Here is a 25392-nt window from a genome sequence, read left to right on the forward strand (position 1 = left end):
TAATAAAATTATAACGGGCTGTTTATCGAAGCAAAAGAGAAAGTTACTTATTCAGCAACTTTGATCATCAACTTGACATCAGTTGGTTGTGCAGATGCTGCACGTTCAAAGGCTTCAATTGCTTTTGATAATGGGTAAATACCAGACATAAGTGGTTTTAAGTTTACTTTTCCAGATGCAATCAAATTGACTGCACGATCATAAACATGTGCATAACGGAATATTGTTTCCATATGAATTTCTTTACTTTGTGCAGTAACGAAATCAAAAGGAACTTTATCTACAGGCATACCAACAAATACAATGGTTCCGCCAGGTCTGGTGCAAGCAAGAACGGTATCGTATGCTGATGGGTGGCCTGATGCTTCAAAAGTCACATCAACACCCCAACCTTTACCACATTCAGCAGTGATTTTATCTTCCAAAGATTCTTTAGTAATATTAACAGGGATAATTCCCTCATACTGTCCAGCAATTTCAAGTTTAGGCGCTGCAACGTCTGAAATAAATACTTTGCTAGCACCAGAAGCAAGCGCGCCTATTGCGGTTAAAATTCCAATAGGTCCACACCCAACAACTAAACAAATGTCACCAGGTTTAATTTTAGCCTTAACACAAGCATGAACACCAATTGCAAAAGGTTCTACAAAAGCACCTTCTTCAAAAGAAACATTGTCTGGTAGTTTAAAAGTAAATGCGGCTGGATGAACAACAGTTTCTGTTAAACATCCATGAATAGGAGGGGTCGCCCAAAAAGATACATCTGGATCAACATTATATATGCCTAATTTTGCAGCTTTTGACAAAGGATTGGGAATACCAGGTTCCATACATACACGGTCGCCAATTTTAAGAGTGGTAACATTTTTACCAATCTCAATAATTGTTCCCGAAGCTTCATGACCAAGTATCATAGGTTCATTAACAACAAAAGGCCCAATTTTACCATGTGTATAATAATGAACATCACTGCCACATACACCAACAGTATTAATTTTGATTTTAACATCATTAGGCCCAACGTGGCCGGGCAAATCAATGTCACGAATACTTAGGTTGCCTTTGCTTTCTAAAACAAGAGCTTTTGCCATAAAAACCTCCTAAAAGAAGAGAAAAATATCTATGTTCTAGCGATAGCACCATCTATATTTATTGAACAATCACAAAAAAGTGATTATTTCCAAGCAAAAAGATAATCGATATTTAAAATTATTTTTATCAGTTATTTATATTCAATAAATTTAAGAGATTTTTCATAGTGGTTATGTATGGTAAAATAATTCTTGCTTTCAAAACATATATGCACAAATTATTTCATAATTTATTTTAACTTTTAAAACTATGTAATACATTATGTTTTGCCTATGTTTGTAAATTAACTTTAATTATTCCCAAGTCATAAACAAATTAATCAAGAATTCGGGGTCGTCCAGCATTGGTTTTATTAAAATCATTACTGCACTAATCGCACAAACTTTTAACCAGTTTTTAAGTTTGAGAATATGCATTCCCGCCTCCTATGATAATTATTAGGTTATTACCCTAACAAATTGACTATATTTAATTTTTCAACATAGCTCTATGTGTATATAGTTTATTTCGTGTTCAACAATCTTTCTGGATAGTCTTGATATTTATATATTCTTTAAAAAGAACAATAACGGATTTATATATCGTATAGATCTGTTAAGTTTACTATAACATTTTCAGAAAGAGGAACAATTATTCTTTTGAAAATAGTGGTCAAAATGACGTGATATTCATTTTTAATAGGGGCTAATGATGAGTAATCAAGATGAAAATTTAATATGTTATAAAATGCTTTCTGTTTGGACAGCAGATACCTTACCAGAAGCCTTCAAAAATCGACATAATACTAAATCTGGAACGTGGGCTAAGTTACAGATCTTGTCAGGCGATTTAACAATGGAATTTATGTTAGGGGATGGAACAGTTACGAATCGTATTAAATACTCTACTCTACAACAGCCCCCTTTGATCAAGCCAAAGCAATATCATCGTATTGCGGCATATAGTAATAATATACGATGCCAGCTTTCTTTTTATGCAAAAGAAGATTCTTGATAATGAAAATATCTTAGCCATTCTTAAACTTAAATAAGAATGGCTAAGGATTGACTATGAAGAAAATTAAATTATGAAGATATTGCTTTTTTTTCGTAATAATTAATACGGTCTACTTTTGGTGCAGAGCTACCACCAGAGAATTCAGAATCCAACCATGCTTTAACTACCATTTTTGCTAATTCAGGACCTACAACTCTTTCCCCTAATGTAATAATTTGTGCATTATTGCTTTTTCTTGCTCGTTCGGCGGAAAATGTATCATGGCATTGTGCCGCACGAATGCCAGGAATTTTATTCGCTGTAATTGCCATGCCAATGCCTGTTCCACAGACTAAAATTCCACGTTCATGTTTGCCCTCTTTGATAGCTTGTCCAACAGACCATGCAATATCAGGATATAAATTAGATTCACGACTTGCATCAGTGCTGTAATCTACAACTTTTATACCGATAGATTCTAACCATTCTACCAAAGTATTTTTTAAACTAACTGCAGCGTCATCACAACCAATTGCAATAGGTAACATTATTTTTTTTCCTTAGGTTAAAAGTTTTAACAAGTTAAAATGTTTAAACGCGTTTTCAAAAATTATCACGAAGAATTTAAATATAACACATAGAAAATATAGGAATTTTACGTAATCAATATCTTAAGTCAATGAAAACATCTCCTATTTACCCTTGTTGTTCCAATAGTCTTAAAAGTCAAATCACATGTATTTTATTTGTATTAAAAACTAAATTACTCAATGATGCAAAGTTGGAATTAAAGTTAAAATCGTTCAAGAAAGAGTAATAGCGATGACAGAAAGTAAAATTGGCCCAGTAGCTAAATTGGACAACATCCCTAAAACAATGCGTGCAATTGTTGCTTATGCCCCTCATGATTATCGTTTTGAAGAAGTGCCTGTTCCTGAAATTGGTCCAAATGAAATTTTAGTCAAAATCGAAGCGTGTGGCATCTGCGCAGGCGATGTGAAATCTTTCGAAGGGGCTCCAAGTTTTTGGGGGGATGATAAACAACCTGCATATATTAAGGCTCCGATGATTCCTGGCCATGAATTTATTGGACATGTGGTTGCTTATGGTGAAGGGGTCAAAGATTTTAAGTTAAATGATCGTATTACATCTGAGCAAATTGTTCCTTGCTGGGATTGCCGTTTTTGTAATCGTGGTGAATATTGGATGTGTGAAAAACACGATTTGTACGGTTTCCAATATAATGTAAATGGTGGAATGGCTGAATATATTAAAATTCCTAAAGAGGGAATTAACCACCATGTTCCAGATGATCTTCCAATGAACAAAGCTATTTTGATTGAACCTTATGCTTGTTCTTTACATGCTGTTCAACGTGCTAGTGTTAAACTAGGTGATTTTGTTGTTCTTTCAGGGGCGGGAACCCTTGGTCTCGGAATGATTGGTGCGATTAAAAAGTCTGGCCCAGATAAACTGGTTGTTCTTGATCTTAGCGAAGAACGTCTTGCAATTGCAAAACAGTTTGGTGCTGATATTGTAATGAACCCAGCTAAAGAAGATGTTGTTCAAAAAATTAAAGATATGACCGAAGGTTATGGTTGTGACATTTATATTGAAGCAACAGGTGCCGGTAAATCTGTGGAGCAAGGATTGGCAATGATCCGTAAATTGGGTCGTTTTGTTGAATTCTCTGTGTTCAAAGATCCAGTGGCTGTGGATTGGAGCATCATTAGTGATCGTAAAGAATTGGATGTATTAGGATCTCATCTTGGACCTTATTGTTATCCAATGACGATCAAAGGCATTCAAAATGGTGATTTCCCAACCGAGGGTGTGGTTACGCATGTTTTTCCATTGGAAAAATATCAGGAAGCCTTTGACATCATGAAAAAGGGTGTTGGCTCTTTGAAAGTCGTTTTAGATCCAAACATGAAATAGCATTTTTTTGATTAAAAGCTTGGTGTTTACACTAGGCTTTTATCAAGATTAAGGAAGAATGTATGTCCAATTTAATTAACAAAATTTTTGTCTCTCCTAAATTAATGCTTGGCTATTTCGGGGTGATGATTTTTATGGCTGGTGAAGGTTTAGAGCTAAACTGGTTGCCAGAATATTTGCAGCAATCTGGTCATATGACTCAGGCTCAAACAGGTTTAATTTATACGATTTATGGATTGATGGTTGCCATTTCATCATGGTTTTCTGGTGTTTTAGCTGAGATCTATGGCGTTAGACGCGTAATGTTTATTGGACTGATTTTGTTTTATGTTGGTTCATTCTTCTTTTTAACTTTTGGAATGCCTACGCATAATTTATATTGGATTATTCCTACTTATGCGATCAGAGGATTGGCTTATCCATTATTTGCTTATGGTTTCTTGGTTTGGGTTGCTTATGAAGCACCTGCTGAAAAATTAGGATCAGCAGTAGGTATTTTCTGGTTTATGTATTCTGGAGGGGTTGCAGTCATTGGTACTGGATACTCTAACGTTATGTTAAACTATTACCATATTTCACATTTGCATGTTCTATGGACAGCATTGATTTTTGTTACCATTGGTGCTGTTGTTGCTTTGGCATTAAGTGGTGGAGATAAAAATAGTGAAAACAAGAAAACAGAAAAAGCTTCTTTTTCTTATTTGTTAAATGGATTAACAATTTTAACCAAAAAACCAAAAGTCGCTATGGGTGGTATTGTTCGTATGATTAATACGAGTGCAGCCTATGGTTTTCCAGTATTTATTCCTGCATTATTGATTGCCGAACATTATGATAAAGATGTGTGGTTATCAGTGGTAACTTGGCTTTGGATGGTAAATGTTATCTTTAATTTATTATGGGGTATTATTGGCGATAAATTAGGATGGCGTAACGTTGTGATGTGGTTTGGTTGTGTAGGCTGTGCGATTACAACTTTCCTATTCTACTATGCAATCGAGGCTCATGCTTCAGTGTTAACAATTACATTAATTGCCAGTGTATATGGTTGTTTCCTTGCTGCATTTGTTCCATTGTCTGCGATTATGCCAATGTTGGCGCCTAAAGATAAAGGTGCAGCAATGTCTATCCTAAACTTTGGTGCTGGGATGAGTTATTTCTTTGGATATTTTATCGTAACACTATTTATTGCTTCTGTTGGTAATGCAGGCGTTATTTATATCTATACAGTTTTGTATTTAGTTGCAGCATGCTTAATGGTTTTCGTAAATGTTGGTCAACCTAAAACTGATAGTGTTGAGCACGAAGTTGCTGTTGCTGTTAAAGAAGCATTATAGTTTATTTTATAGTTGATTATTTAAGGAGTATCGTTGATGTCTAAGAAAGAAATGTTTGATTTAGCTGGTAAAGTTGCTGTTATTACAGGTGGTGGTGCAGGAATTGGGAATGAGATTGCTCATGCTTATCTTGCTAAAGGTGTAAAAGTTGCTCTATTAGATCGTGCAGATAACATTGCAGATATCGCCAAAAACTTAGGCGCAGATAAAGCGATTGGTATTCAGCTTGATGTCACCAGTAAAGATCAAATTACGAAAGCAGTAAAAGCTGTTGTCGATCATTATGGCTGTATTGATATTTTGGTAAATTGTGCTGGTGTTGCGTTATTAGATGCTGCTGAAAATATTAGCGAAGATATGTGGAATGCAACGATTAATATTAATTTAACAGGCACATTTCTTGTTTGCCAAGCAGTGGGTAATGTGATGTTAAAACAAGGGCATGGTTCTATTATTAACCTTGCCTCTCAAGCTGGTGTGGTTGCTTTGCCTAATCATGTCGCTTATTGTGCAAGTAAGGCTGGTGTGATTGGTCTTACTCAAGTATTATCATTGGAATGGGGGCCATCCAATATTAATGTAAACTCTATTTCCCCTACGGTTGTTTTAACTGAACTCGGTAAAAAAGCATGGGCAGGTAAAATTGGTGAAGAATTTAAGGCAAAAATTCCATCACGTCGTTTTGCTGAACCTGAACAAATTGCAGCAGCAGCTGTTTACTTGGCGAGTAGTGAAGCATCCATTATTAATGGCGCTAATTTAGTTATCGATGGTGGTTTTACAGTCCAGTAATATCACAGTGGTATTTCTCTAATTAAAGTGAATGAATTATGAAATTAAATAGAATTATTAACGATCCTGATCTTGTAGTCGAAGATGCAATTGAAGGTTATGTTGCTGCTCATCCAGAGCTTTTCGCAAAAACAGATCACGAAAGAGTATTGAAATACCCTGCTATTCCTCAAAAGGGAAAAGTCGGGATTGTAACTGGTGGTGGTTCAGGTCATGAACCTGCATTCTTGGGCTATGTTGGTAAAAATATGGTTGATGCTGTGGCTATTGGTGAAATCTTTTCTTCACCAACAGCAGGAGCGTTCCTTGATGCAATGAAAGCATCTGATGGTGGTGCTGGTGTTGCATGTCTTTATGGGAACTATGCTGGCGATAATATGAATGTTAAAATGGCAGTTAAGAAAGCTGCTGCTGCTGGTATTACGGTTAAGACTGTTGTTGCAAATGATGATGTTGCTTCTGCTCCAATTACAGAAAGGGAAAAACGTCGTGGTGTTGCTGGCGAAATCCTAATGTGGAAAGTTGGTGGTGCGGCTGCTGCGGCTGGATATGATCTTGATGGTGTTATTGCTGCTGCACAAAAAGCTATTGATAATTGCCGTTCCATTGGTGTTGGTTTAAGTTCTTGTATTATTCCTGCTGTGGGTCATCCAAACTTCAATATTGATAATGGTATGATGGAAGTTGGTATTGGACATCATGGTGAACCAGGGATTAACGTTGTTCCTTTACAACCTGCCAAAGAAATGGCTCATACAATGTTAGAGCCAATTTTAAAAGAAGGAATCTTTGAAGCAGGTTCTGAAGTTGTTGTATTAGTTTCTGGTTTGGGTGCGACCCCTACAATGGAACTTTATATTTATTATGCTGAAGTTGATCGTATTTTAAAAGAAAAAGGCGTAAAAGTTCATCGTAGTTATGTTGGAAATTATTTCACCTCCCTTGAAATGATGGGTGTTACGCTTTCTATGATGAAACTAGATGACGAGTTGAAGAAACTTGTTGATGCTCCTGTTCATTCTCTTGGTATGGTTCAAGGTTAATAAAATGTCTGAAGTTGTTGTTATTAAAAATGGTGTTGATATTGTTGATGATTTGATCAATGTAATTGTTAGTAATCGTGATTACTTAAGTGAGATCGATGGTGCTATTGGGGACGGAGATCATGGAATTAATATGGCTAAAGGATTCAATATTTGTAAGAAACGTATTGATGGCAAAGAATTAACATTATCTGAAGCTTTGGCAGAACTAAGTGATTCCTTAATGGAAGGAATTGGCGGTTCTATGGGGCCTTTATATGGCTGTATCTTTACGGGTTGGTCAGATAGCATTCAAGGTAAAACTGAGCTAACCAAAGAAGATGTTCAAGCTATGTTGGCTAATGGAATAAGTGAGTTACAAGATATCAGCCCAGCTCAAAAAGGTGATAAATGTTTGGTTGATACACTTTTTCCTGCCGTTGAAAGTTTTGAACAAGCTGTCAAAGATGGTAAAAGCTTTAAAGAAGCATTAACTATTATGAAAAATGCCGCCGCCAAAGGTCGTGATTCAACTAAGGATCTTGTTGCTAAGATTGGTCGTGCTAGCCGTTTAGGTGAGCGCTCTAAAGGCGTGCTAGATGCTGGTGCAGCTTCATGTTGTTTATTGGTTACTCAGTTAGCTGACAGCCTTGAATCAAAGATGAATTAATTTTTAGGTTAAATATTAATTTATAAGTTGAAAACCGTGCTCTTTTACTGAAAAGCACGGTTTTTTATGAAATTTTGTATTTCTTACAAACAAAAAAAATTACTGATGGTGTAGTCTATTAAAATAAAGTAATTTTTTATATATAAAAAATTCTTCTTCTGAAAAAACATAGAAGATTTTGTTTAAAAATTAATCGTTGATCTTAATCCGAAAACGGCTTCATTTTGGATACGTTTATATGATCCTTCCTCTAGATTTAAACCTCCACCAGGGTTGAAAATATATTGAAAGTCAGGTTTTATTTCCCACCAAGGAGTTGCTTGGATTTGCCAAGCAAGCTCTATGTGATGCTCAGTTTTTCGTATGCGCCAGGTTGGGTCATTTAAACGGCGATAATCTCTGTCATATTGTCTTGCACGGTCACTCATTCGACCAAATCCCCACCCTAAACCAAGAGAATCGTCTTCTCTGCCAAAAATACCTTTATAAACAATACCTCCGTCACCACCAAGGTTAACTGGGCTTCGATCTCCTGGTGAGGTTTGAATACGCCCAAACAAACCTATAGAGTGTTTTTTATCATGGTTACGCCAAATCATTTGATCTGCGATTCCGTAAACAGACCAGCTGTTATTATGCATATATTTTGTCTGATCTGTATCTGATGCGGCTAATAATAATCTTTGTGCATTATATCTTTGATCAGGAAAGCCAGCACTATCAAAATAAGCGCCTAATTTATAAGTTCCAGGGTAGCCATAAGATTTACTATCATCTTTTTCATCCGCTGGTGCTGGGTTCAAATGGTATTGCAGTTCATTAATAATGAAAACCCCTGTCGTAAAATTGAAACGGGTACCAGAAAGATGTTTTGACTGTGGATCACAAGTAAAAGGACCAGAAGGGTTACAAAAAGAAACATCATTTGGATTATCGTTGGTAATAGCGAATAAATTAGTCCAGTTTTCATTGGGTTGAAAAGCAAAACGAATACCTGGAGCAGCTAAAGGATACGCAACACCACCACTATAAGTATCAAGGGAGCTGACCATTGACCATCCAAAAGAGGAGTTCATAAAAAGAGCGGCATAATCACTGATATTAAATTCTTGGTCAAGGGCAAGTTTACCAATTCTAACGGTAAATTTATCATCCCAAAATCCTTGCTGATACCAGAGTTCCCATAACCGAGTAGAACGATCCGCTTCAGTACCACTGATAGGGTTGAAGTTGGCTATATTTTCTCCTGTAAATGAACGTCCTCTGATTTGCATAGTGCTGATATTAAAAAGCCCATGTTTAAAACCAAGCACTTTTTCTGGATCCCAGTTGAGGGTCAATGTCGTCATACCCTCATAAGCAGCACCCTGTTTGATACCACCATATGGGTTCCCCCAAACTTCATTAACATCAACCGCAGTAAAGGTAATACCGTATTGGGCTAACCAAGGTCGAACACCCCACATGCTTTTAAGTAACATATCGTCATTTTCAGGATGTTGGCCCGTATCTTGGTCTAACACTTTTGCTGGGGGAGGCGTTTTTTTTGTCGGGTCGCCACTGCTTGAATTTGATGAAGGGGCAGCATTTTGATCAAGCAAGGGTGAGGAACGAGCCGCATCTGCTTGTTGACCGAAAAGCGAAAGGCTTAACGTGGTATAAATAGACAAGAAAAGTAATCTCTTACTATATATAGAACGTGTGTATAAGAAATGATTTAACGTGTTGAGCATCAGCGTTGATCTTATATGTAAATGAAATTAATAATCATTAACAATAATTAATGACGTTAAGTTTTGTCAATTTATATATTAGACCAGTTAATAACATTATATTAATGATGTGATATTTTTATCTTGTTCAATTTTTGAAGGTGCTGCTTGGGTACGTTTAAGCATATTTTTTAAAAGATAAATGTGAATATTGTATATGCTTAGAGTAAATTAAAATGACTATTAAATTTTGTAGAATTTTGATAAAGATCAACTTGAGTTGGCGTGTCAGATTCCAACATTAAAGTACATTATTTAACGTTAGAATCTGCAGATATAGGGTTTAATTATTTATCAATTTTATATTAAATATCAAGATTACAAATATATTGAATTTCATGAACTAATTGTTTGCATTCTTCTTCGGTTCCAACGGTAATACGCAGCCAATTCTTAATCCGAGGTGTATTAAAATGCCGCACCAAAATATTTTTTTCTCTAAGTCGTGATGCAAGAGTAGCTCCTGAAATATTAGGATGAGATGTAAAAATAAAGTTAGCTTGTGATTCTAGTATTTTAAACCCAATCTTTCTAAGTGATTGTATCAGATGACTTCTATTGGCAATTATACGTTGGGCATTATGAACAGACCATTCAATGTCTTTGACAGCCTCTGTTGCGGCGGTTTGTGCCAAACGATCTAATGGATAAGAGTTAAAGCTGTCTTTAATGCGTCTGATACCCTCAATTAAATCTGGATTACCAACAGCGTATCCAACCCTTAAACCAGCCAAGGCATAAAACTTGGAAAAAGTTCTGATGACTAATAAATTAGGAAATTGCTTTACTAAAGAGACCACGGATTCCCCGCCAAAATCTATATATGCTTCATCCACAATGACGACTTGATTACGGTGTTTCCTTAAATATTCTTGAATTAATTGAGGGTTTAATAAAACACCAGTAGGGGCATTAGGATTGGTTATGACAATACCAGCGCAATCTTTATCGGCATAATCTTGTAAATTAATTTCAAAATCTTCTGTTAGTGGAATTGTATTAAAAGCAATGTTAAATAAATTACAGTAAACAGGATAAAAGCTATAGGTAATATCAGGAAATAAAATGGGCTTATCGTGCTTTAATAGAGCAAAAAAAGCAAAGCCTAGAACTTCATCTGAACCGTTTCCTGCAAAAATATAATCTGTGTCTACATTATGTAATTTGGCTAGTTCTGAGCAAAGTTGATTCGAGGTTGGGTCTGGATACAGCTTTAGATGATCGGTAAGGGCTTCTTTTAAGACGTTTAATACTTTTGGAGACACACCATAGGCGTTTTCATTCGTGTTTAATTTAATTAGGTTTGTTACTTTGGGTTGTTCCCCTGGGGTATAAGGAACAATATCATTAACAAAAGGGCTCCAATAAGGATTAGTCATTTTAGTTTCCTAGATTAGTAATTTTTAAATAAAGCTAGTTCTGTTGTTTTAATAATTGAATTAGTTCGATATCGCCTTGGCTCTCGGCAAGTTTGATAGGGGTCGTTCCTTCACCATCCTCGTGATGAGGATTAGCGCCTGATTGTAATAAAAGTTTAATCATATCTTTGCGCCCAAACAGAATGGCGAACATTAATGCTGTACGTTTAAGGTTGTTTTCAGCGTTAACGTCTGCTCCAGCTTTGATCAAAAGCTCGGCAATCGGGATATAGCCTTTAAACGCAACGCCCGTCAAAGCGGTGGCGCCTTTATTGTCGAGTATATTGGGATCTGCACCATGATCGAGTAATAATTGTACGGCTTGTGTATGATTATGATAACTTGCCAATATAAGGGCTGTGTGTCCTTCATGATTTTGGTGGTTTATATCCATACCTGCTCTGATAAACTCTGTCAGAAGTTCTATTTCTCCTTGACGTGCTGTATCAAAATAGAGTGCTTCAATTTGCTCTGGGGTAAAAGTTGGTTTTTGAGATGACGCAGGCTTATCTGAATTGGAGGTCATGGTTATCCCCTCGTTTTATAAATAAAAGAATATTTTTTTTATTTTATCGAGATAGTTTGAAAAGAAAAGTTAATCCTTGATTTTTTTTGTTTTTAATTCTTGTTCAAGTTTGTCCCGTTGAATTTCGGTTTTATGGGTTAAGTAATAAGCGTCGTTATGATAACAAGCAAAATCAATTCCTAAAATTATTAGTGCTGAAACAAGACAGATAATCCAATAAAAGTGTTGGAATTTTCTCTGTTGATATTTTTTTATTTTGCCATTGGTCTTTTTACTTGCAATATTCCTGTTCCTTTAGTGGGGATGTTTTTTGGTGCCCCTTCGGTTATGATAGGGGCAATTATACTAGCCTTGATACTTACACTAGAGATGTGCTTGCAAAGAGATTGTAAGGTCGATTACCAAGAGTCCATGGATGCTTTTTGTTATTTGGGTATTATTATTGCGTTTTATATCATTTTTCTTCTTCTCTACTATTGGTGATTTTTTTAAATTATTATCGCTATGAATATGGATTGTGGACGAGTTTAATTCTTAAGTGTTAAAGATTGTTTATTATATTGATACAGTAATTATAAGTTTTTAACGCTTTGATCTAAAATTAATAATCCTTTTTATTTGGGCGTATAGTGTTTTTTTTTACCAAAAAAATAATGGTCTCTATTGTTTTTAAATGGTCATTTTGTTTTTTTTAACTCCCAACTTTTTGTGATATAAAGAGATGATAATCTAATTTAGTAAAGAATTTTGGTTTTCTTTTTTTAAATGCGTATTAAGATCATGTATTAATTGCTCTATGATTGATTAGGGTAAAAGACTTTATTTAGGAGAGATTTGAATGAATATTGATGAACTTTGTATTAATACAATTCGTGGTTTAGCGATTGACCAAGTACAGGCTGCCAATTCTGGGCATCCTGGAACACCAATGGGTTTGGCACCAGCTGCATATGCGCTGTGGAATAACGTGTTAAATTATGATCCAGCAAACCCATTATGGCCAGCACGCGATCGTTTTGTGCTTTCTGGTGGTCACGCTTCTGCATTATTATATTCAATGATTCATTTAGCTGGAATTCACAATGTTACCCATGATGGTAAAGTTGAGCAAAAGCCAGCATTGACTCTACAAGATTTAGAACAGTTTAGACAGTTTAATTCAAAAACTCCTGGTCATCCAGAATATCGTCATACAGCTGGTGTTGAAACAACCACAGGACCTTTGGGACAAGGGTTGGCAACTTCTGTAGGGATGGCCATTGCACAAAAATGGTTGGCCTCAAGATATAATCAACAAGGTTTTCCTTTGTTTGATTATCACATCTATACCTTCTGTGGTGATGGTGATTTAATGGAAGGAATTTCTTATGAAGCTGCTTCTGTTGCTGGTCATTTAAAACTTGGAAATTTGGTTTGGGTTTACGACCGTAACCGCATTTCTATTGAAGGTAATATTAACATTGCCTTTACAGACGATGTTGCAAAACGCTTCAAAGCCCAAGGTTGGCATATTCATGAAGTGAAAGATGCCAATAACATTGCAGACTTCCAAGCAAAATTACATGAAGCACGTCAAGCATCTGATGCACCAAGTTTGGTTATCTTAGATAGTATCATTGGGTATGGTTCTCCTAACAAAGCTGGTACACATGGTGTTCATGGTGAACCTCTTGGACCAGATGAAGTTAAGGCAACTAAAAAAGTATATGGTATGCCTGAAGATAAAACATTCTATGTTGCAGATGGCGTCAAAGAACATTTTGCTGCTGGCATTGGTAAACGTGGTGCGGAAGCAAGCCAAAAATGGAATGCATTATTTGCTGAATATAAAACAAAGCATCCAGAACTTGCTCAAGAAATTGAAGATATTATTCATCATCGTTTACCAAAAGGGTGGGACAAAGATATTCCAGTTTTTGAGGCTGATCCAAAAGGGGTTGCTTCTCGTGCAAGTTCTGGAAAAGTATTGAACGCAATTGCTAAAAACATTCCTTGGATGGTTGGTGGGTCTGCTGACCTTGCACCTTCAAATAAAAGCTGGTTAGAATTTGCTGACGCAGGTGTATTCCAAAGCCCTGATTATCCAGAAGGTAATGGCACTTTTTGTGGTCGTAATATTCATTACGGTGTTCGTGAACACGCAATGGGTGCAATCGCCAATGGTATCGCATTAAGTGGTCTTAGAACTTACGCTGCTGGATTCTTTATTTTCTCTGATTATATGAAAAACCCAGTTCGCTTGGCTTCTATTATGGGCTTGCCGATTGTTTATGTATTTACACATGATAGTATTGGTGTTGGCGAAGATGGTCCGACCCATCAACCTATTGAACAATTAGCACATTTCCGTGCAACTCCAGGGATTCGTACAATTCGACCAGCGGATGCAAATGAAGTTGTAGAAGCATGGAAACTGGCAATGGGACAAGATTATAATCATGCTCATCCTGTTGTTTTGGCATTAAGCCGTCAAAATTTACCCACTATTGATCGTTCTAAATACGCCTCTGCTGCAGGGTTACACAAAGGGGGTTATGTTGTTGCTTGTTGTGGTGAGTTGCCTGAAGTGATCTTGATTGCATCTGGCAGTGAAGTTGGGCTGGCGATGGAAGCATATGAGGTATTGATTAAAGAAGGTCAAAAAGCTCGTGTTGTTTCTATGCCTTCATGGGAAATCTTTGAAGAGCAACCACAATCTTATCGTGACGAAGTATTACCTCCACATATCACGGGTCGTGTTGCGATCGAACAGGGATCTCCAATTGGTTGGGACCGTTATGCAGGTCCAACTGGAGCCATCATTGCAATGCGCAGTTTTGGGGCTTCTGCACCTTATGATAAATTACGCGAACATTTCGGTTTTACAGTAGAAAATGTTCTTAAAGTTGCTAGAGAGCAGCTTAAAAAATAGTGGATTAGATGAAAAGAGCCCTCTTTACAATAGCTAGAAAGAGGGCTTTAATATTTGTAATATGACATAATTAGTACATAATTTGTTTTATAAGTTAACTTTAAAAGGAAAAAATTCAAATGGCTGAAAATCCTCTTGTTCAACTTGAAAAATATGGACAATCTCCGTGGTTAGATTTTATTCAACGTTCTTTTACTGCGAATGGCAGTCTTAAAAAATTGGTTGATGAAGATAACCTTAAAGGGGTTACTTCTAACCCAGCAATTTTTGAAAAAGCAATGGGTCATGGAACAGAATATGATCCACAATTCAAAGAATTAATTGCATCTGGCTTGACTGATGTTCCAACATTATATGAAACAGCCGCGATTGAAGATATCCGCAATACATGTAAAGTAATGTTTCCTGTGTGGGAAAAAACCAAAGGCGTTGATGGATATGTAAGCCTGGAAGTGTCTCCTTATATTGCGATGGATGGTCAAAAGACAATCGAAGAAGCACGTCGTTTATGGAAACAAGTTGCTGAAAAAAATCTGATGATTAAAATTCCAGCAACAGCACCCTGTATTCCTGCGATTGAAACAGCAATTTCTGAAGGCATTAACGTTAATGTCACTTTGTTGTTCTCTTTGGATGCTTATAAAAATGTTTTAGAAGCCTATATTGCTGGTTTAGAAAAACATCTAGCCAAAGGTCATCATATTGGTCATATTTCCAGTGTTGCCTCATTCTTTGTAAGTCGTATTGATACAGCAATTGATAAAGAAATCGATACCCGTGTTGCTGCTGGTGACAAAGATAGTGCAGCATTAAAAGCTGTTCGTGGTAAAGTCGCCCTTGCGAATGCGAAAATGGCTTATCAACATTATCTTGAAGTTTTAAAAACAGATCGTTGGAAAAAGCTTGCTGCTGCTGGTGCTAAACCACAACGTTTATTGTGGGCAAGTACTGGATGTAAAGATAAATCTTTCCCTGACACAATCTATGTTGATGAGTTGATTGGTCAAGATACCGTGAATACAATTCCTCCTGCAACAATGGATGCTTTTCGCGATCATGGAACGGCTTCTCAAACACTAGATAAGGATGTTGAGGGAGCTAAAAAAATATTATCAGAAGCTCAACGTTTAAATTTAAATTTAGCAGGTGTAACAGATAAATTGTTAGCTGATGGTGTTGCTCAATTTGCAACTGCATTTGATCAACTGTTGGGTTCTGTTAAAGAAAAACTAGAAACTTTACAAAGTGGGAAATAATTTAATGCAGGACGAACAATTAATTCAAATGCAATCTGCATTACCAGCAGATCATCAAAAAGCCGTGCAAGAAGGCCTAAACGCTTGGGATAAAGAGGGTAAAGTCAAAAAAATCTGGGCGCGTGATGCTTCTGTGTGGACAGGAAAAGATGAAAGTAAATGGCTTGGGTGGTTAGATATTGTTGATGAACAAGTTGGTGACCTTGCAACCCTTGAGGCTTTTCAAAACGAAGTTAAAGCCAGAGGTTTTACGGATGTTTTATTGCTTGGAATGGGAGGGTCTAGTCTTGGGCCAGAAGTTTTAGGTGAAGTATTTGGTCATCAAACAGGTTTCCCAACTCTGCATGTGTTGGATAGTACAGACCCACAACAAGTTTTTACCTTTCAACAAAAAGTAGATCTAGGGAAAACGTTATTCATTGTTTCTTCTAAATCTGGTGGAACATTAGAGCCAAACATTTTAAAAGCTTATTTCTATAATGAAGCTAAAAAAGTTGTTGGTGATAAGGTCGGAAGCCATTTTGTGACTGTAACTGATCCTGGTTCTCATATGGAAGATGTTGCTAAACAAGACGGTTTTTGGAAAATCTTTTACGGTAAAAAAGATATTGGTGGACGTTATTCTGTCTTATCTAATTTTGGTATTATCCCCGCAGCAGCAGCTGGACTACCACTAAGGGCTTTGTTACAATCTGCTCATAAAATGCAAAAAGCATGTGCCGCAGAAACTTCTTTGACTCAAAATCTTGGTCTCCAGTTGGGCGCTATCTGGGGAACAGCGGTTGCACAATTCAAAAGAGATAAATTTACCATTATTGCTTCTCCTGCCATTAACTCTTTGGGTGCTTGGTTGGAACAGTTGCTTGCTGAATCAACAGGTAAGATTGGTAAGGGTATTGTTCCAATTGATGAGGAAACTCTGACAACCCCAGATCATTATGGTAATGATCGTTTGTTTGTGTATTTGCGTTTAAATGGTAATGTTGATGCAGCTCAAGATAAAGCATTAGAAGCTTTAAAAGCAGCTGGTCATCCAGTGGTTACCTTGAATTTACAAGATAAGAACCAAATTGCACAAGTTTTCTATCAAACCGAATTCGCAACGGCAGTCGCTGGTTCCTTTATTAGAATTGATCCATTTGATCAACCTGATGTTGAAGCAAGTAAAATCGAAACCAAAAAAATTACCACAGCTTATAATGAGCATGGTAAGTTACCAGATATTACCCCTGTGGTTCGTGATGGTAATTTTGAAGTATATGCAGGTAAAGTTGAAGTTGAAAAATTACAAAATGCTTCTTCTTTGACAGATGCTTTAAAAACATTATTTTCTCAGGTTCAAACTGGGGATTATGTTGGTGTATTGGCTTATATCGAACGTGATCTTGCAACGCGTGATTGGATTCAAAAAATTCGTTTGGCTATTCGTGACAAGAAAAAAGTTGCAACAGCTGCGGAATTTGGTCCTCGTTTCTTACACTCTACAGGCCAAGCCTATAAAGGTGGGCCAAAAACAGGTGTATTCTTGCAAATCACTGTTGATGATGTCAAAGATTTGCCAGTTCCAGCAGAAAAATATACATTTGGAATTGTAAAAGAGGCACAAGCTCGTGGTGATTTTGATGTTTTGTCAGAACGTGATAGAAGAGTGATCCGTATTCATGTCAAAGGGGATATGAAAGCGGGCTTGGAAACTTTGAGCAAGACTATTTTAAGCGCTTTGTAGTTTAAAACAGAAAGTGTCTTGTGGGATTAATCTTCAAGGCACCTTCATTTTATGATGTTAATTTAAAGGAAAATTATTATGAAATTAGGTATGTATGGTTTGGGCAGAATGGGTGGCAATATGGCTGTTCGTTTGGCTCGTCATGGTCATGAAGTTGTTTTATTAAACCGTACTCGTGCAGTCAGTGATAAAATTCATGCTGAAGCACCTAAAAGCGCTGTTGTAGATGATTTAGAAGCATTGGTTGCAGCACTTCCTTCTCCTAAAGTGATTTGGGTGATGTTACCATCTGGTGATGTTACTGAAAAAGCCATTGAAACGCTTGGTAATATGCTTAGCAAAGGCGATATCGTTATTGATGGTGGTAACACATGTTACAAAGATGATGTTCGTCGTGCGAAGATCTTACATGCAAAAGGTATTCACTATGTTGATGTTGGAACCTCTGGTGGGGTTTGGGGTCTAGAACGTGGTTATTGTATGATGTATGGTGGAAATCAAGAAGCTGTAGATCATATTGACCCTATTCTTGAATCTTTGGCACCTGGGATTGGGGATATTCCTCGTACAAAAAACCGTGGTTCAAATTTAAACCCACGTGCGGAAAAAGGATATCTACATTGCGGTCCAGCAGGTTCTGGTCACTTTGTGAAAATGGTTCATAATGGTATTGAATACGGAATGATGCAAGCCTATGCAGAAGGGTTTGACATTATGCGTATGAAAGGGTCTGATCGTTTACCAGAAGAACAACGTTTTGATTTAAATATGGCTGATATCGCTGAAGTATGGCGTCGCGGTAGTGTAATTCCTTCATGGTTATTGGATCTTTGTGCTGATGCATTGGCTGTTGATGGTGACCTTTCTAAATTCCAAGGGGACGTTGCTGACACAGGTGAAGGTCGTTGGACGATTGAAGCTGCAATCGAAGAAGCTGTTCCTGCGCCAGTTATTACAGCTGCGTTATTTACTCGTTTCCGTTCACGTTCAGGAAACACATATGCTGAAAAAATGTTATCAGCAATGCGTTTTGGCTTTGGCGGACACGTAGAAAAAAAATAAAATTTTTGTAAGTATTTCTGCAATAAAAGCTTTAATCGTAAAGGTTAAAGCTTTTTTTTATGCCATTTATTTCTTTTGAGCTTATAAAAATATAATTTAATAATTTTTGGATGTTTTCTAAATTTTTTTTAAGCAAAGTAAACAATTTGTTATACATTCTCTGCGATATTCTAATATAGAATAACGTTTAAACAGTCATTACACGGTTATAATTAAGGATTAAAAGGTGAAGAATTTATGAACCAATAATCATATTTTCTTAGTTTAAGTATAAAACATAATTATACTTCTCACTCGGTATTTTATAAATATCGTAATAAAAAAAATTAATAATTTTATCATTCAAGAAACAAAATAATGAATAGACATGAGTAGTGTCTGTTCATAGATGGAGGTCATGGTATGACAATCAAACAACATGATATGAGTCCCCGTATCAATATGGAGAAAAAGGACTTTGCAGGGCCAATTCGAACAGTAGTCCCTGTATATAATCATCATTTACCTCCCTGTAACCATGCTTGTCCAGCTGGTGAGGATATTCAAGGATGGCTTTCATTAGCGCAAGCGGGCAAATTCCAAGCTGCTTGGGAACATATTCTGATGAATAACCCAATGCCAGCAGTGCATGGACGTGCTTGTTACCATCCCTGTGAAGATTCATGTAATCGTGGTGATTTGGATGGTTCTATTACTATTCATGCTGTTGAGCGATTTTTGGGTGATATGGCGAATGCTAGCGGTTGGAAAGTCCCCGTTGCAGACAATCAAAATAGCAAAAAAATCTTGATTATCGGTGCGGGGCCGGGTGGTTTATCTGCAGCTTATCATTTGCGTCGTATGGGGCATGAAGTTGAAATCAGAGAAGCGTTTTCAATTCCTGGTGGAATGATGCAATACGGCATTCCAGCTTATCGTTTACCTCGTGATATTTTAAAGCAAGATATAGATCGTATTGTCGAGATGGGCGTAAAGATTGTATGTAATCATCGTGTCAAAGATTTAGAGCAAGAAAAGAAAGGGGGGAATTTTGACGCAGTATTCCTTGGAATTGGTGCGGGCAAGCCTTCTTTGATTGATATTCCGACGCAAGAAGGGGCCCATGTATTATCAGCAGCTGAATTTTTACATGATGTCAGCGCAGGAAACCAACCTAAAGTTGGTGCAAATGTTTTGGTGTATGGGGCAGGCAACACCGCTATGGATGCTGCACGTTCAGCTTTTCGTATGGGTGCCAAGACTGTTAAAATCATTTTCTTTTGGGATCGCCCTCATATGGAAGCACATGATTTTGAAATCGTTGATGCGGATGCCGAGGGAACTCAATTTAAATGTATGAGTACCATTGCGTCCATTGAAAAAGATAAAGTTGTCTTGAGAAAAATGGTTGTTGGTGATACAGGTCGCCCAGAACCGACAGAAGAATTCGAAGACATGCCAATGGATACTGTGATTATGGCATTAGGACAAAGACCAGAAAGTAGCTTTCTTAGTAAGGTCTCTGGAATCGAATTAAATCCAGATGGAACGATTGTGGTTGGTAAAGATATGATGACGGGTGCCGAGGGTATTTTTGCTGGTGGTGATGCCATTCGTGGGCCACGCAGTGTAACCACTGCGGTAGGATTAGGGAAAAAGGCGGCTAGATTTATAAATGGTTGGTTAAGTGCGAACGCCTATCAAATTCCATCGAAAAATCCAATTTCATACTATAAAGATTTACACTTGCCTTTGTTAGCAGAAACACCACAAATCATTCAAAAAGAATTGCCTGTTGATGAACGGATTGGTTTCAAAGAAACGTTAATCGGCTTTTCAGAAAATGAAGCCGTGTATGAAGCACAACGATGCTTGTCTTGTGGGAATTGTTATGAGTGTGACAATTGCTTGGCAGCATGTCCAGAGCAAGCATTAACAAAATTAGGCCCAGGAAATGGGTATGAAGTCAATATGGATCGTTGCACAGGGTGTTCTGCTTGTTTTGAAACATGCCCATGTCAAGCAATCGATATGGTTACAGAACAACGGGTATAAGGTAAGGGATAATATATAAATGTCTAAGACAATTATGGATGCGAATACAGCGGTTGCGCATATTGCCTATCGTGTTAATGAAGTTTGTGCAATTTTCCCAATTACCCCTTCGTCCCCGATGGCAGAGGATATTGATGATTGGGCTGCAAAAGGCAAAAAAAATATTTGGGGAAATATCCCATTCGTTCAACAAATGCAAAGTGAAGGCGGTGCTGCAGGGGCAGTTCACGGAGCTTTACAATCCGGTGCATTGACAACAACATTTACAGCGTCTCAAGGGCTGTTATTGATGTTGCCAAATATGTATAAAATTGCAGGTGAATTAACATCAACCGTTTTCCATGTTGCAGCACGTTCTATTGCGACTTCTGCTTTGTCGATTTTTGGTGACCATTCCGATGTGATGGCTGCAAGAATGACTGGTTTTGCGTTGCTTTGTTCTGATTCTGTTCAAGAAGCACATGATTTATCGTTAATTGTTCATGCAGCAACATTAAAAGCGCGTGTTCCGTTTATTCATTTCTTTGATGGTTTCAGAACTTCGCATGAGCTCAATACACTCGATATGATTTCTGATGACATCATCGAGAAAATGATTGATGATGATTTGGTTGCAGCCCACCGCGAACGCGCGCTAAGCCCTGAGAACCCTTTTATTCGTGGAACAGCACATAATCCAGATACATTCTTCCAAGCACGTGAAGCCGTTAATCCTTATTATAATAAAACGGCTGAAATTGTAGAAGAATATATGGCACGTTTTAAAAAATTAACGGGTCGTCATTATGATTTGGTTGAATATATCGGCGATCCAAATGCTGAATATGTTGTTGTATTGATGGGCTCGGCTGCGGAAACAGCTGAGCAAACTGTTGCAAAGTTACGTGAAAATGGAGAATCTGTTGGTATTTTAAAAATTCGCTTATACCGTCCATTTCCTGCACAGCAAGTATTGGCAGCTTTACCAAAGACTGTAAAACGTATTGCTGTAATGGATCGTACCAAAGAATCTGGTGCAATTGGTGAACCTTTATATCTTGATATGATTGCGACCTTGGCAGAAGCAGTTGCCAGAGGAAATCGTGAACATTTACCATTAATTATAGGTGGACGTTATGGATTGTCATCTAAAGATTTCACCCCAGCGATGGTTAAAGCAGTTTACGATGAATTAAAAGTCGAAAAACCGCGTCATGGTTTCACCGTTGGTATTAAAGATGATTTAACTTTTACAAGTTTGGATTATGATCCTGCATTTAATATTGAGAAATCAGATACAAAACGTGCAATGTTCTTTGGACTAGGCTCAGACGGGACTGTTGGTGCGAATAAGAATAGTGTTAAAATTATTTCTGAAGATGTAGGACAATATGCCCAAGGGTATTTTGTTTATGATTCTCGTAAAGCAGGAGCGCAAACAGTTTCTCATTTACGTTTTGGTCATGAACCAATCAAAGCAGCGTATTTGGTACAGCAGGCTGATTTTGTAGGGTGTCATCAATTTCATTTCTTATATCGTCAAGATATTTTGGAAAATGCTGCGGACAATGGCACATTTTTATTGAATTCTCATTATAGTGCAGAGGAAGTCTGGCAACATTTACCACGCTTAACACAACAGCGTATTATTGAGAAAAAATTAAAATTCTTTGTTGTGGATGCTTCTAAAGTTGCTCAAGAAGTTGGTCTTGGGATGCGGACAAATACGATCCTGCAAACCTGTTTCTTCGCGATTTCTGGTGTGCTGCCTCGTGATGAAGCGATTGATTATATTAAAAAATCAATTCATAAAACCTATTCTGCCAAAGGTGATGCAGTGGTTCAAAAGAACTATAAGGCTGTTGATGCAGCTTGCGATCATTTATTTGAGGTCAAGGTCCCAGAATATGCATCCAGTAACTTAGCGCAAGAAAATCCAGTTCCAGCGAATGCCCCTAAATTTATCCATGATGTGATTGTACCCATGTTCTCTGGTCGTGGTGAAAGTTTGCCAGTCAGTCTTTTACCAGCTGATGGAACATTTCCTTCTGGAACTGCGGCATATGAAAAACGCAATATTTCTGACTTTGTCCCTGAATGGCGTGAAGATTTGTGTATTCAATGTGGTCAATGTGGATATGTTTGCCCTCATAGTGTGATCCGTGCAAAAACTTACGATAAAAAAGAATTAGAAAATGCACCAGAGGATTTTAAAACAGCTCCTGTAAATGCACGTGGATATCCAAATACAAACTTTACGTTGCAGTTTTATGTAGAGGATTGCACAGGCTGTACTTTATGTGTCAGTGTTTGTCCAGCAAGTAGCCCAACAGAACCTGATGTTCGTGCGATTAATATGACAGCAAAAGAAACTTTGTTAGATCGTGAAAAGCGTAATTTAAATTTCTTTAATACCCTTCCAGTGAATGATCGCAGCAAGATTAATTTCTCTAACGTTCGTGGTGTGCAGTTCCTTGAACCGTTATTTGAGTTCTCTGGTGCTTGTGCAGGATGTGGTGAAACTCCTTATTTAAAAGTATTAACTCAATTATTTGGTGATCGTTTACAAGTCGCAAATGCAACAGGGTGTTCTTCTATTTATGGTGGAAACATGCCTGTCACTCCGTGGGCGATGAATAAAGAAGGAAAAGGACCAGCTTGGTCTAATTCACTTTATGAAGATAATGCTGAATTTGGATTAGGCTTTAGGGTAGCTGCGGATAAGCAATTGGAGGTTGCTTCCAATTTATTATTGAAAATAAAAGATGTTGTGGGAGAAGAGTTGGTTAATGCTATTCTTACATCTAATCAAGTTCATGAATCAGAAATCAGAGCACAACGTTTACGTGTAGGAGAGTTGAAAACAAGATTAGCTCAGATTAATGATAAAAATGCTAAACGCTTATTGACATTAGCCGATCATTTTATCCGCCGTAGTATTTGGATTGTTGGTGGTGATGGTTGGGCTTATGATATTGGGTATGGCGGTTTAGATCATGTGCTTGCCTCTGGTCAGAATGTAAATATCTTGGTGATGGATACAGAAATGTATTCCAATACTGGAGGACAAGCTTCAAAGGCTTCTCCATTTGGTTCAGTCGCTAAATTTGCATCTGCGGGTAAAGAAACTGTTCGTAAAGACTTGGCTCTGATGGCAATGACTTATGATAATGTCTATGTAGCCCAAGTTGCAATGGGTGCAAGCCCTCAGCACACATTAGATGTATTCCGTCAAGCAGAGGCATATGATGGTCCATCGTTGATTGTTGCGTACAGCCATTGTATTGGTCAAGGATTGGATATGCGTCAAGGGTTGGTGCAACAAGGGTTGGCTACAGATTCTGGATATTGGCCTTTGTTTAGATTTGATCCAATGATGCGTAAAATTGGTAAAAATCCATTCCAACTTGATTCTCCGAAACCTTCTATTCCATTAAAACAATATGCTGGAAATGAAATTCGTTATCGTAACTTGGCACGAGTACGTCCAAACGAGGCAGAGGAAATAATGGATATGGCGCAACAAGCTGTATTACGTAAATACAAACAATATGAAGCGCTTGCAGCTATTGAAGGTAGCGAAGCCAATCCCGTTGTTTTTGGACTTAAAACACGTTAACTTTTTTATTAAATTTTAGCGCTCTCATATCTATAGATATTGAGAGCGTTTATGTGTTTATTAATATATTTTGGTTTTGAGGATATTGATATAAGATAGTTTAGGCAGATAAAATAGCAGAAAGAAATTAAAGAGATGATTATATATCATTTAACAATTGCAGCCCCATTCGGAGCAAATTTAAATATTTTAAAACAGCAATCAATTGATAACGGTTTTCAGTTTATAAATATATCAGGGAATTATCAGAGAGGTAAGGTTGGAGTTTGTCAAAAAATTGCTATAACACAAGCTTTTTTAAACAATGATTATCTGCATGAAGATTCAATTGTTCTGTTTACAGATGGTTATGATGTAAATATTAATGATCACTATAGTGTAATTTTAAATAAATTTTTGTCATATGAATGCGATATGATGTTTAATGTTGATAAAAATTTTTGGCCTCCTGTAAAAATATCTGGTGTAATTGGTACAGTAGATAGAAATGATATTCTAGAATTTTTTAAGCAAAAAACAGATACTCCGAATAAATATCTAAATAGTGGTGTTTATATGGGATATGTTGGTAGCCTTCGTAAAATGATTAATTTTTGTTATGAGGCATCTCAGAAAACAGGTAGATTAGATGACCAGGAACTTATGCAGTATTTTGCTTACGAAAATCAAGATGTGAATATTAAATTAGATTATTATGATGAGCTATTTTCTGCCTTTAATTATTCTGTTGATGACTTTTCTTACGACGGGATGATATTAAAAAACCATCATTACGGTACAAAGCCGTCTGTTTGGCATGGAAATGGTGATAAATCAGCAATTGTTGGGTTTAATAACATTGCAAAGATTAACAGAGATGGAAATCTACCACGTTATTTATCTTGTATACAAGAAAATGGTAAATTCTTAGCGTATCCTCATGGTGGAAAGTTTGTTTTTACAGATAAAATTAATGATGATTTATGTTTTGTTATACAAAACGGGCAAAAAACCAAGATGTGTTTATTGACAAGTAAGGGATATATTCTTTCTTTTCATCCTGACAACTCTTATTATCCCAAAAATTACATTAGAAATTGGGAGGCTCTCACTATTGATTCTGAGAATATAATTCAAACAAATCATAATGTCCCTTTAAAAGATATAGTTGGTAATTGTGATTCTTTGGAGCTCATAGATGTGCCTTTCCGAGTTATGATGCATGTAAATGATGCTCTTTTGGAAACTATTGTTAATATGGGATGGAGTTAATTTTACTTACAA

Annotated in this window: 17 protein-coding genes and 1 pseudogene; 12 read left to right on the plus strand and 6 right to left on the minus strand. The window is 36.9% G+C overall.

What is annotated here, in order from left to right; all coding sequences use genetic code 11:
* Positions 1–47 precede the first annotated feature (47 nt).
* Both COMX_RS08620 and COMX_RS11395 read right to left on the minus strand, forming a co-directional pair.
* The gene (locus COMX_RS08620; protein WP_034339972.1) at positions 48–1091 is read right to left on the minus strand and encodes an NAD(P)-dependent alcohol dehydrogenase; all 1044 of its coding nucleotides are present in this window, start codon (positions 1089–1091) and stop codon (positions 48–50) included.
* Between the two features lie 294 nt (positions 1092–1385).
* A complete protein-coding gene (locus tag COMX_RS11395; protein WP_255343290.1) occupies positions 1386–1508 on the minus strand; it encodes a hypothetical protein in 123 nt (40 codons plus the stop codon).
* A 274-nt stretch (positions 1509–1782) separates the two neighbouring features.
* Between COMX_RS11395 and COMX_RS08625 the strand changes: the two genes are divergently transcribed.
* Entirely contained in the window at positions 1783–2085 is a 303-nt protein-coding gene (locus tag COMX_RS08625; RefSeq protein ID WP_034339975.1) for a DUF1971 domain-containing protein, read from the plus strand.
* Between the two features lie 71 nt (positions 2086–2156).
* Here COMX_RS08625 and rpiB read toward each other — a convergent pair whose 3' ends face one another.
* The gene (gene rpiB, locus COMX_RS08630; protein WP_034339978.1) at positions 2157–2615 is read right to left on the minus strand and encodes a ribose 5-phosphate isomerase B; all 459 of its coding nucleotides are present in this window, start codon (positions 2613–2615) and stop codon (positions 2157–2159) included.
* 274 nt (positions 2616–2889) lie between these two features.
* Here rpiB and COMX_RS08635 point away from each other — a divergent pair, with 274 nt between their 5' ends.
* From COMX_RS08635 to dhaL, 5 genes are all read left to right on the plus strand, one after another.
* Entirely contained in the window at positions 2890–4005 is a 1116-nt protein-coding gene (locus COMX_RS08635) for an MDR/zinc-dependent alcohol dehydrogenase-like family protein (RefSeq protein ID WP_034339981.1), read from the plus strand.
* A gap of 62 nt (positions 4006–4067) precedes the next feature.
* Entirely contained in the window at positions 4068–5342 is a 1275-nt protein-coding gene (locus tag COMX_RS08640) for an MFS transporter (protein ID WP_034339984.1), read from the plus strand.
* 36 nt (positions 5343–5378) lie between these two features.
* Entirely contained in the window at positions 5379–6134 is a 756-nt protein-coding gene (locus COMX_RS08645) for an SDR family oxidoreductase (protein WP_034339987.1), read from the plus strand.
* Between the two features lie 38 nt (positions 6135–6172).
* Positions 6173–7177: a dihydroxyacetone kinase subunit DhaK gene (locus COMX_RS08650; protein ID WP_034339990.1), complete on the plus strand. Its 1005-nt coding sequence runs from the start codon at positions 6173–6175 to the stop codon at positions 7175–7177.
* 4 nt (positions 7178–7181) lie between these two features.
* Complete coding sequence (gene dhaL, locus COMX_RS08655; protein ID WP_034339993.1) at positions 7182–7826, plus strand: dihydroxyacetone kinase subunit DhaL; 645 nt, start codon at positions 7182–7184, stop codon at positions 7824–7826.
* 182 nt (positions 7827–8008) lie between these two features.
* Here the strand turns inward: dhaL and COMX_RS08660 are convergent, their stop codons facing one another.
* The 3 genes from COMX_RS08660 to COMX_RS08670 all read right to left on the minus strand — a co-directional run bounded on the left by COMX_RS08660 (position 8009) and on the right by COMX_RS08670 (position 11542).
* A complete protein-coding gene (locus COMX_RS08660) occupies positions 8009–9496 on the minus strand; it encodes a carbohydrate porin (protein ID WP_051462044.1) in 1488 nt (495 codons plus the stop codon).
* A 407-nt stretch (positions 9497–9903) separates the two neighbouring features.
* Entirely contained in the window at positions 9904–10977 is a 1074-nt protein-coding gene (gene hisC / locus COMX_RS08665) for a histidinol-phosphate transaminase (RefSeq protein WP_034339996.1), read from the minus strand.
* 34 nt (positions 10978–11011) lie between these two features.
* The gene (locus COMX_RS08670; RefSeq protein ID WP_034339999.1) at positions 11012–11542 is read right to left on the minus strand and encodes an ankyrin repeat domain-containing protein; all 531 of its coding nucleotides are present in this window, start codon (positions 11540–11542) and stop codon (positions 11012–11014) included.
* Positions 11543–12380: 838 nt separating this feature from the next.
* Here COMX_RS08670 and tkt point away from each other — a divergent pair.
* The 6 genes and pseudogenes from tkt (at position 12381) to COMX_RS08710 (ending at position 25380) form a co-directional block, all read left to right on the plus strand.
* The gene (gene tkt, locus COMX_RS08680; RefSeq protein WP_034340005.1) at positions 12381–14453 is read left to right on the plus strand and encodes a transketolase; all 2073 of its coding nucleotides are present in this window, start codon (positions 12381–12383) and stop codon (positions 14451–14453) included.
* 119 nt (positions 14454–14572) lie between these two features.
* Positions 14573–17435: pseudogene (locus COMX_RS11425) on the plus strand (bifunctional transaldolase/phosoglucose isomerase).
* Positions 17436–17513: 78 nt separating this feature from the next.
* Positions 17514–18497: a phosphogluconate dehydrogenase (NAD(+)-dependent, decarboxylating) gene (gene gnd, locus COMX_RS08695; protein ID WP_034340012.1), complete on the plus strand. Its 984-nt coding sequence runs from the start codon at positions 17514–17516 to the stop codon at positions 18495–18497.
* 402 nt (positions 18498–18899) lie between these two features.
* On the plus strand, positions 18900–20531 hold the full coding sequence (locus COMX_RS08700) for an NAD(P)-binding protein (protein ID WP_034340015.1): 1632 nt from the start codon (positions 18900–18902) through the stop codon (positions 20529–20531).
* A gap of 19 nt (positions 20532–20550) precedes the next feature.
* Positions 20551–24129 (plus strand): pyruvate:ferredoxin (flavodoxin) oxidoreductase, encoded by a 3579-nt coding sequence (gene nifJ / locus COMX_RS08705; protein WP_034340018.1) that lies wholly within the window; start codon positions 20551–20553, stop codon positions 24127–24129.
* Positions 24130–24264: 135 nt separating this feature from the next.
* Entirely contained in the window at positions 24265–25380 is a 1116-nt protein-coding gene (locus COMX_RS08710; RefSeq protein ID WP_034340021.1) for a glycosyltransferase domain-containing protein, read from the plus strand.
* Positions 25381–25392: the final 12 nt, after the last annotated feature.

The sequence above is a fragment of the Commensalibacter papalotli (ex Servin-Garciduenas et al. 2014) genome (assembly GCF_000527695.1).
Classification (GTDB): domain Bacteria; phylum Pseudomonadota; class Alphaproteobacteria; order Acetobacterales; family Acetobacteraceae; genus Commensalibacter; species Commensalibacter papalotli.

Coding starts and splice junctions, on each gene's coding strand:
- nifJ (WP_034340018.1), top strand. CDS start 20,551: ATGTCTAAGACAATTATGGATGCGAATACAGCGGTTGCGCATATTGCC.
- COMX_RS08670 (WP_034339999.1), bottom strand. CDS start 11,542: ATGACCTCCAATTCAGATAAGCCTGCGTCATCTCAAAAACCAACTTTT.
- COMX_RS11395 (WP_255343290.1), bottom strand. CDS start 1,508: ATGCATATTCTCAAACTTAAAAACTGGTTAAAAGTTTGTGCGATTAGT.
- gnd (WP_034340012.1), top strand. CDS start 17,514: ATGAAATTAGGTATGTATGGTTTGGGCAGAATGGGTGGCAATATGGCT.
- rpiB (WP_034339978.1), bottom strand. CDS start 2,615: ATGTTACCTATTGCAATTGGTTGTGATGACGCTGCAGTTAGTTTAAAA.
- COMX_RS08710 (WP_034340021.1), top strand. CDS start 24,265: ATGATTATATATCATTTAACAATTGCAGCCCCATTCGGAGCAAATTTA.
- COMX_RS08635 (WP_034339981.1), top strand. CDS start 2,890: ATGACAGAAAGTAAAATTGGCCCAGTAGCTAAATTGGACAACATCCCT.
- COMX_RS08650 (WP_034339990.1), top strand. CDS start 6,173: ATGAAATTAAATAGAATTATTAACGATCCTGATCTTGTAGTCGAAGAT.
- COMX_RS08625 (WP_034339975.1), top strand. CDS start 1,783: ATGAGTAATCAAGATGAAAATTTAATATGTTATAAAATGCTTTCTGTT.
- hisC (WP_034339996.1), bottom strand. CDS start 10,977: ATGACTAATCCTTATTGGAGCCCTTTTGTTAATGATATTGTTCCTTAT.
- COMX_RS08620 (WP_034339972.1), bottom strand. CDS start 1,091: ATGGCAAAAGCTCTTGTTTTAGAAAGCAAAGGCAACCTAAGTATTCGT.
- COMX_RS08700 (WP_034340015.1), top strand. CDS start 18,900: ATGACAATCAAACAACATGATATGAGTCCCCGTATCAATATGGAGAAA.
- COMX_RS08645 (WP_034339987.1), top strand. CDS start 5,379: ATGTCTAAGAAAGAAATGTTTGATTTAGCTGGTAAAGTTGCTGTTATT.
- COMX_RS08640 (WP_034339984.1), top strand. CDS start 4,068: ATGTCCAATTTAATTAACAAAATTTTTGTCTCTCCTAAATTAATGCTT.
- tkt (WP_034340005.1), top strand. CDS start 12,381: ATGAATATTGATGAACTTTGTATTAATACAATTCGTGGTTTAGCGATT.
- dhaL (WP_034339993.1), top strand. CDS start 7,182: ATGTCTGAAGTTGTTGTTATTAAAAATGGTGTTGATATTGTTGATGAT.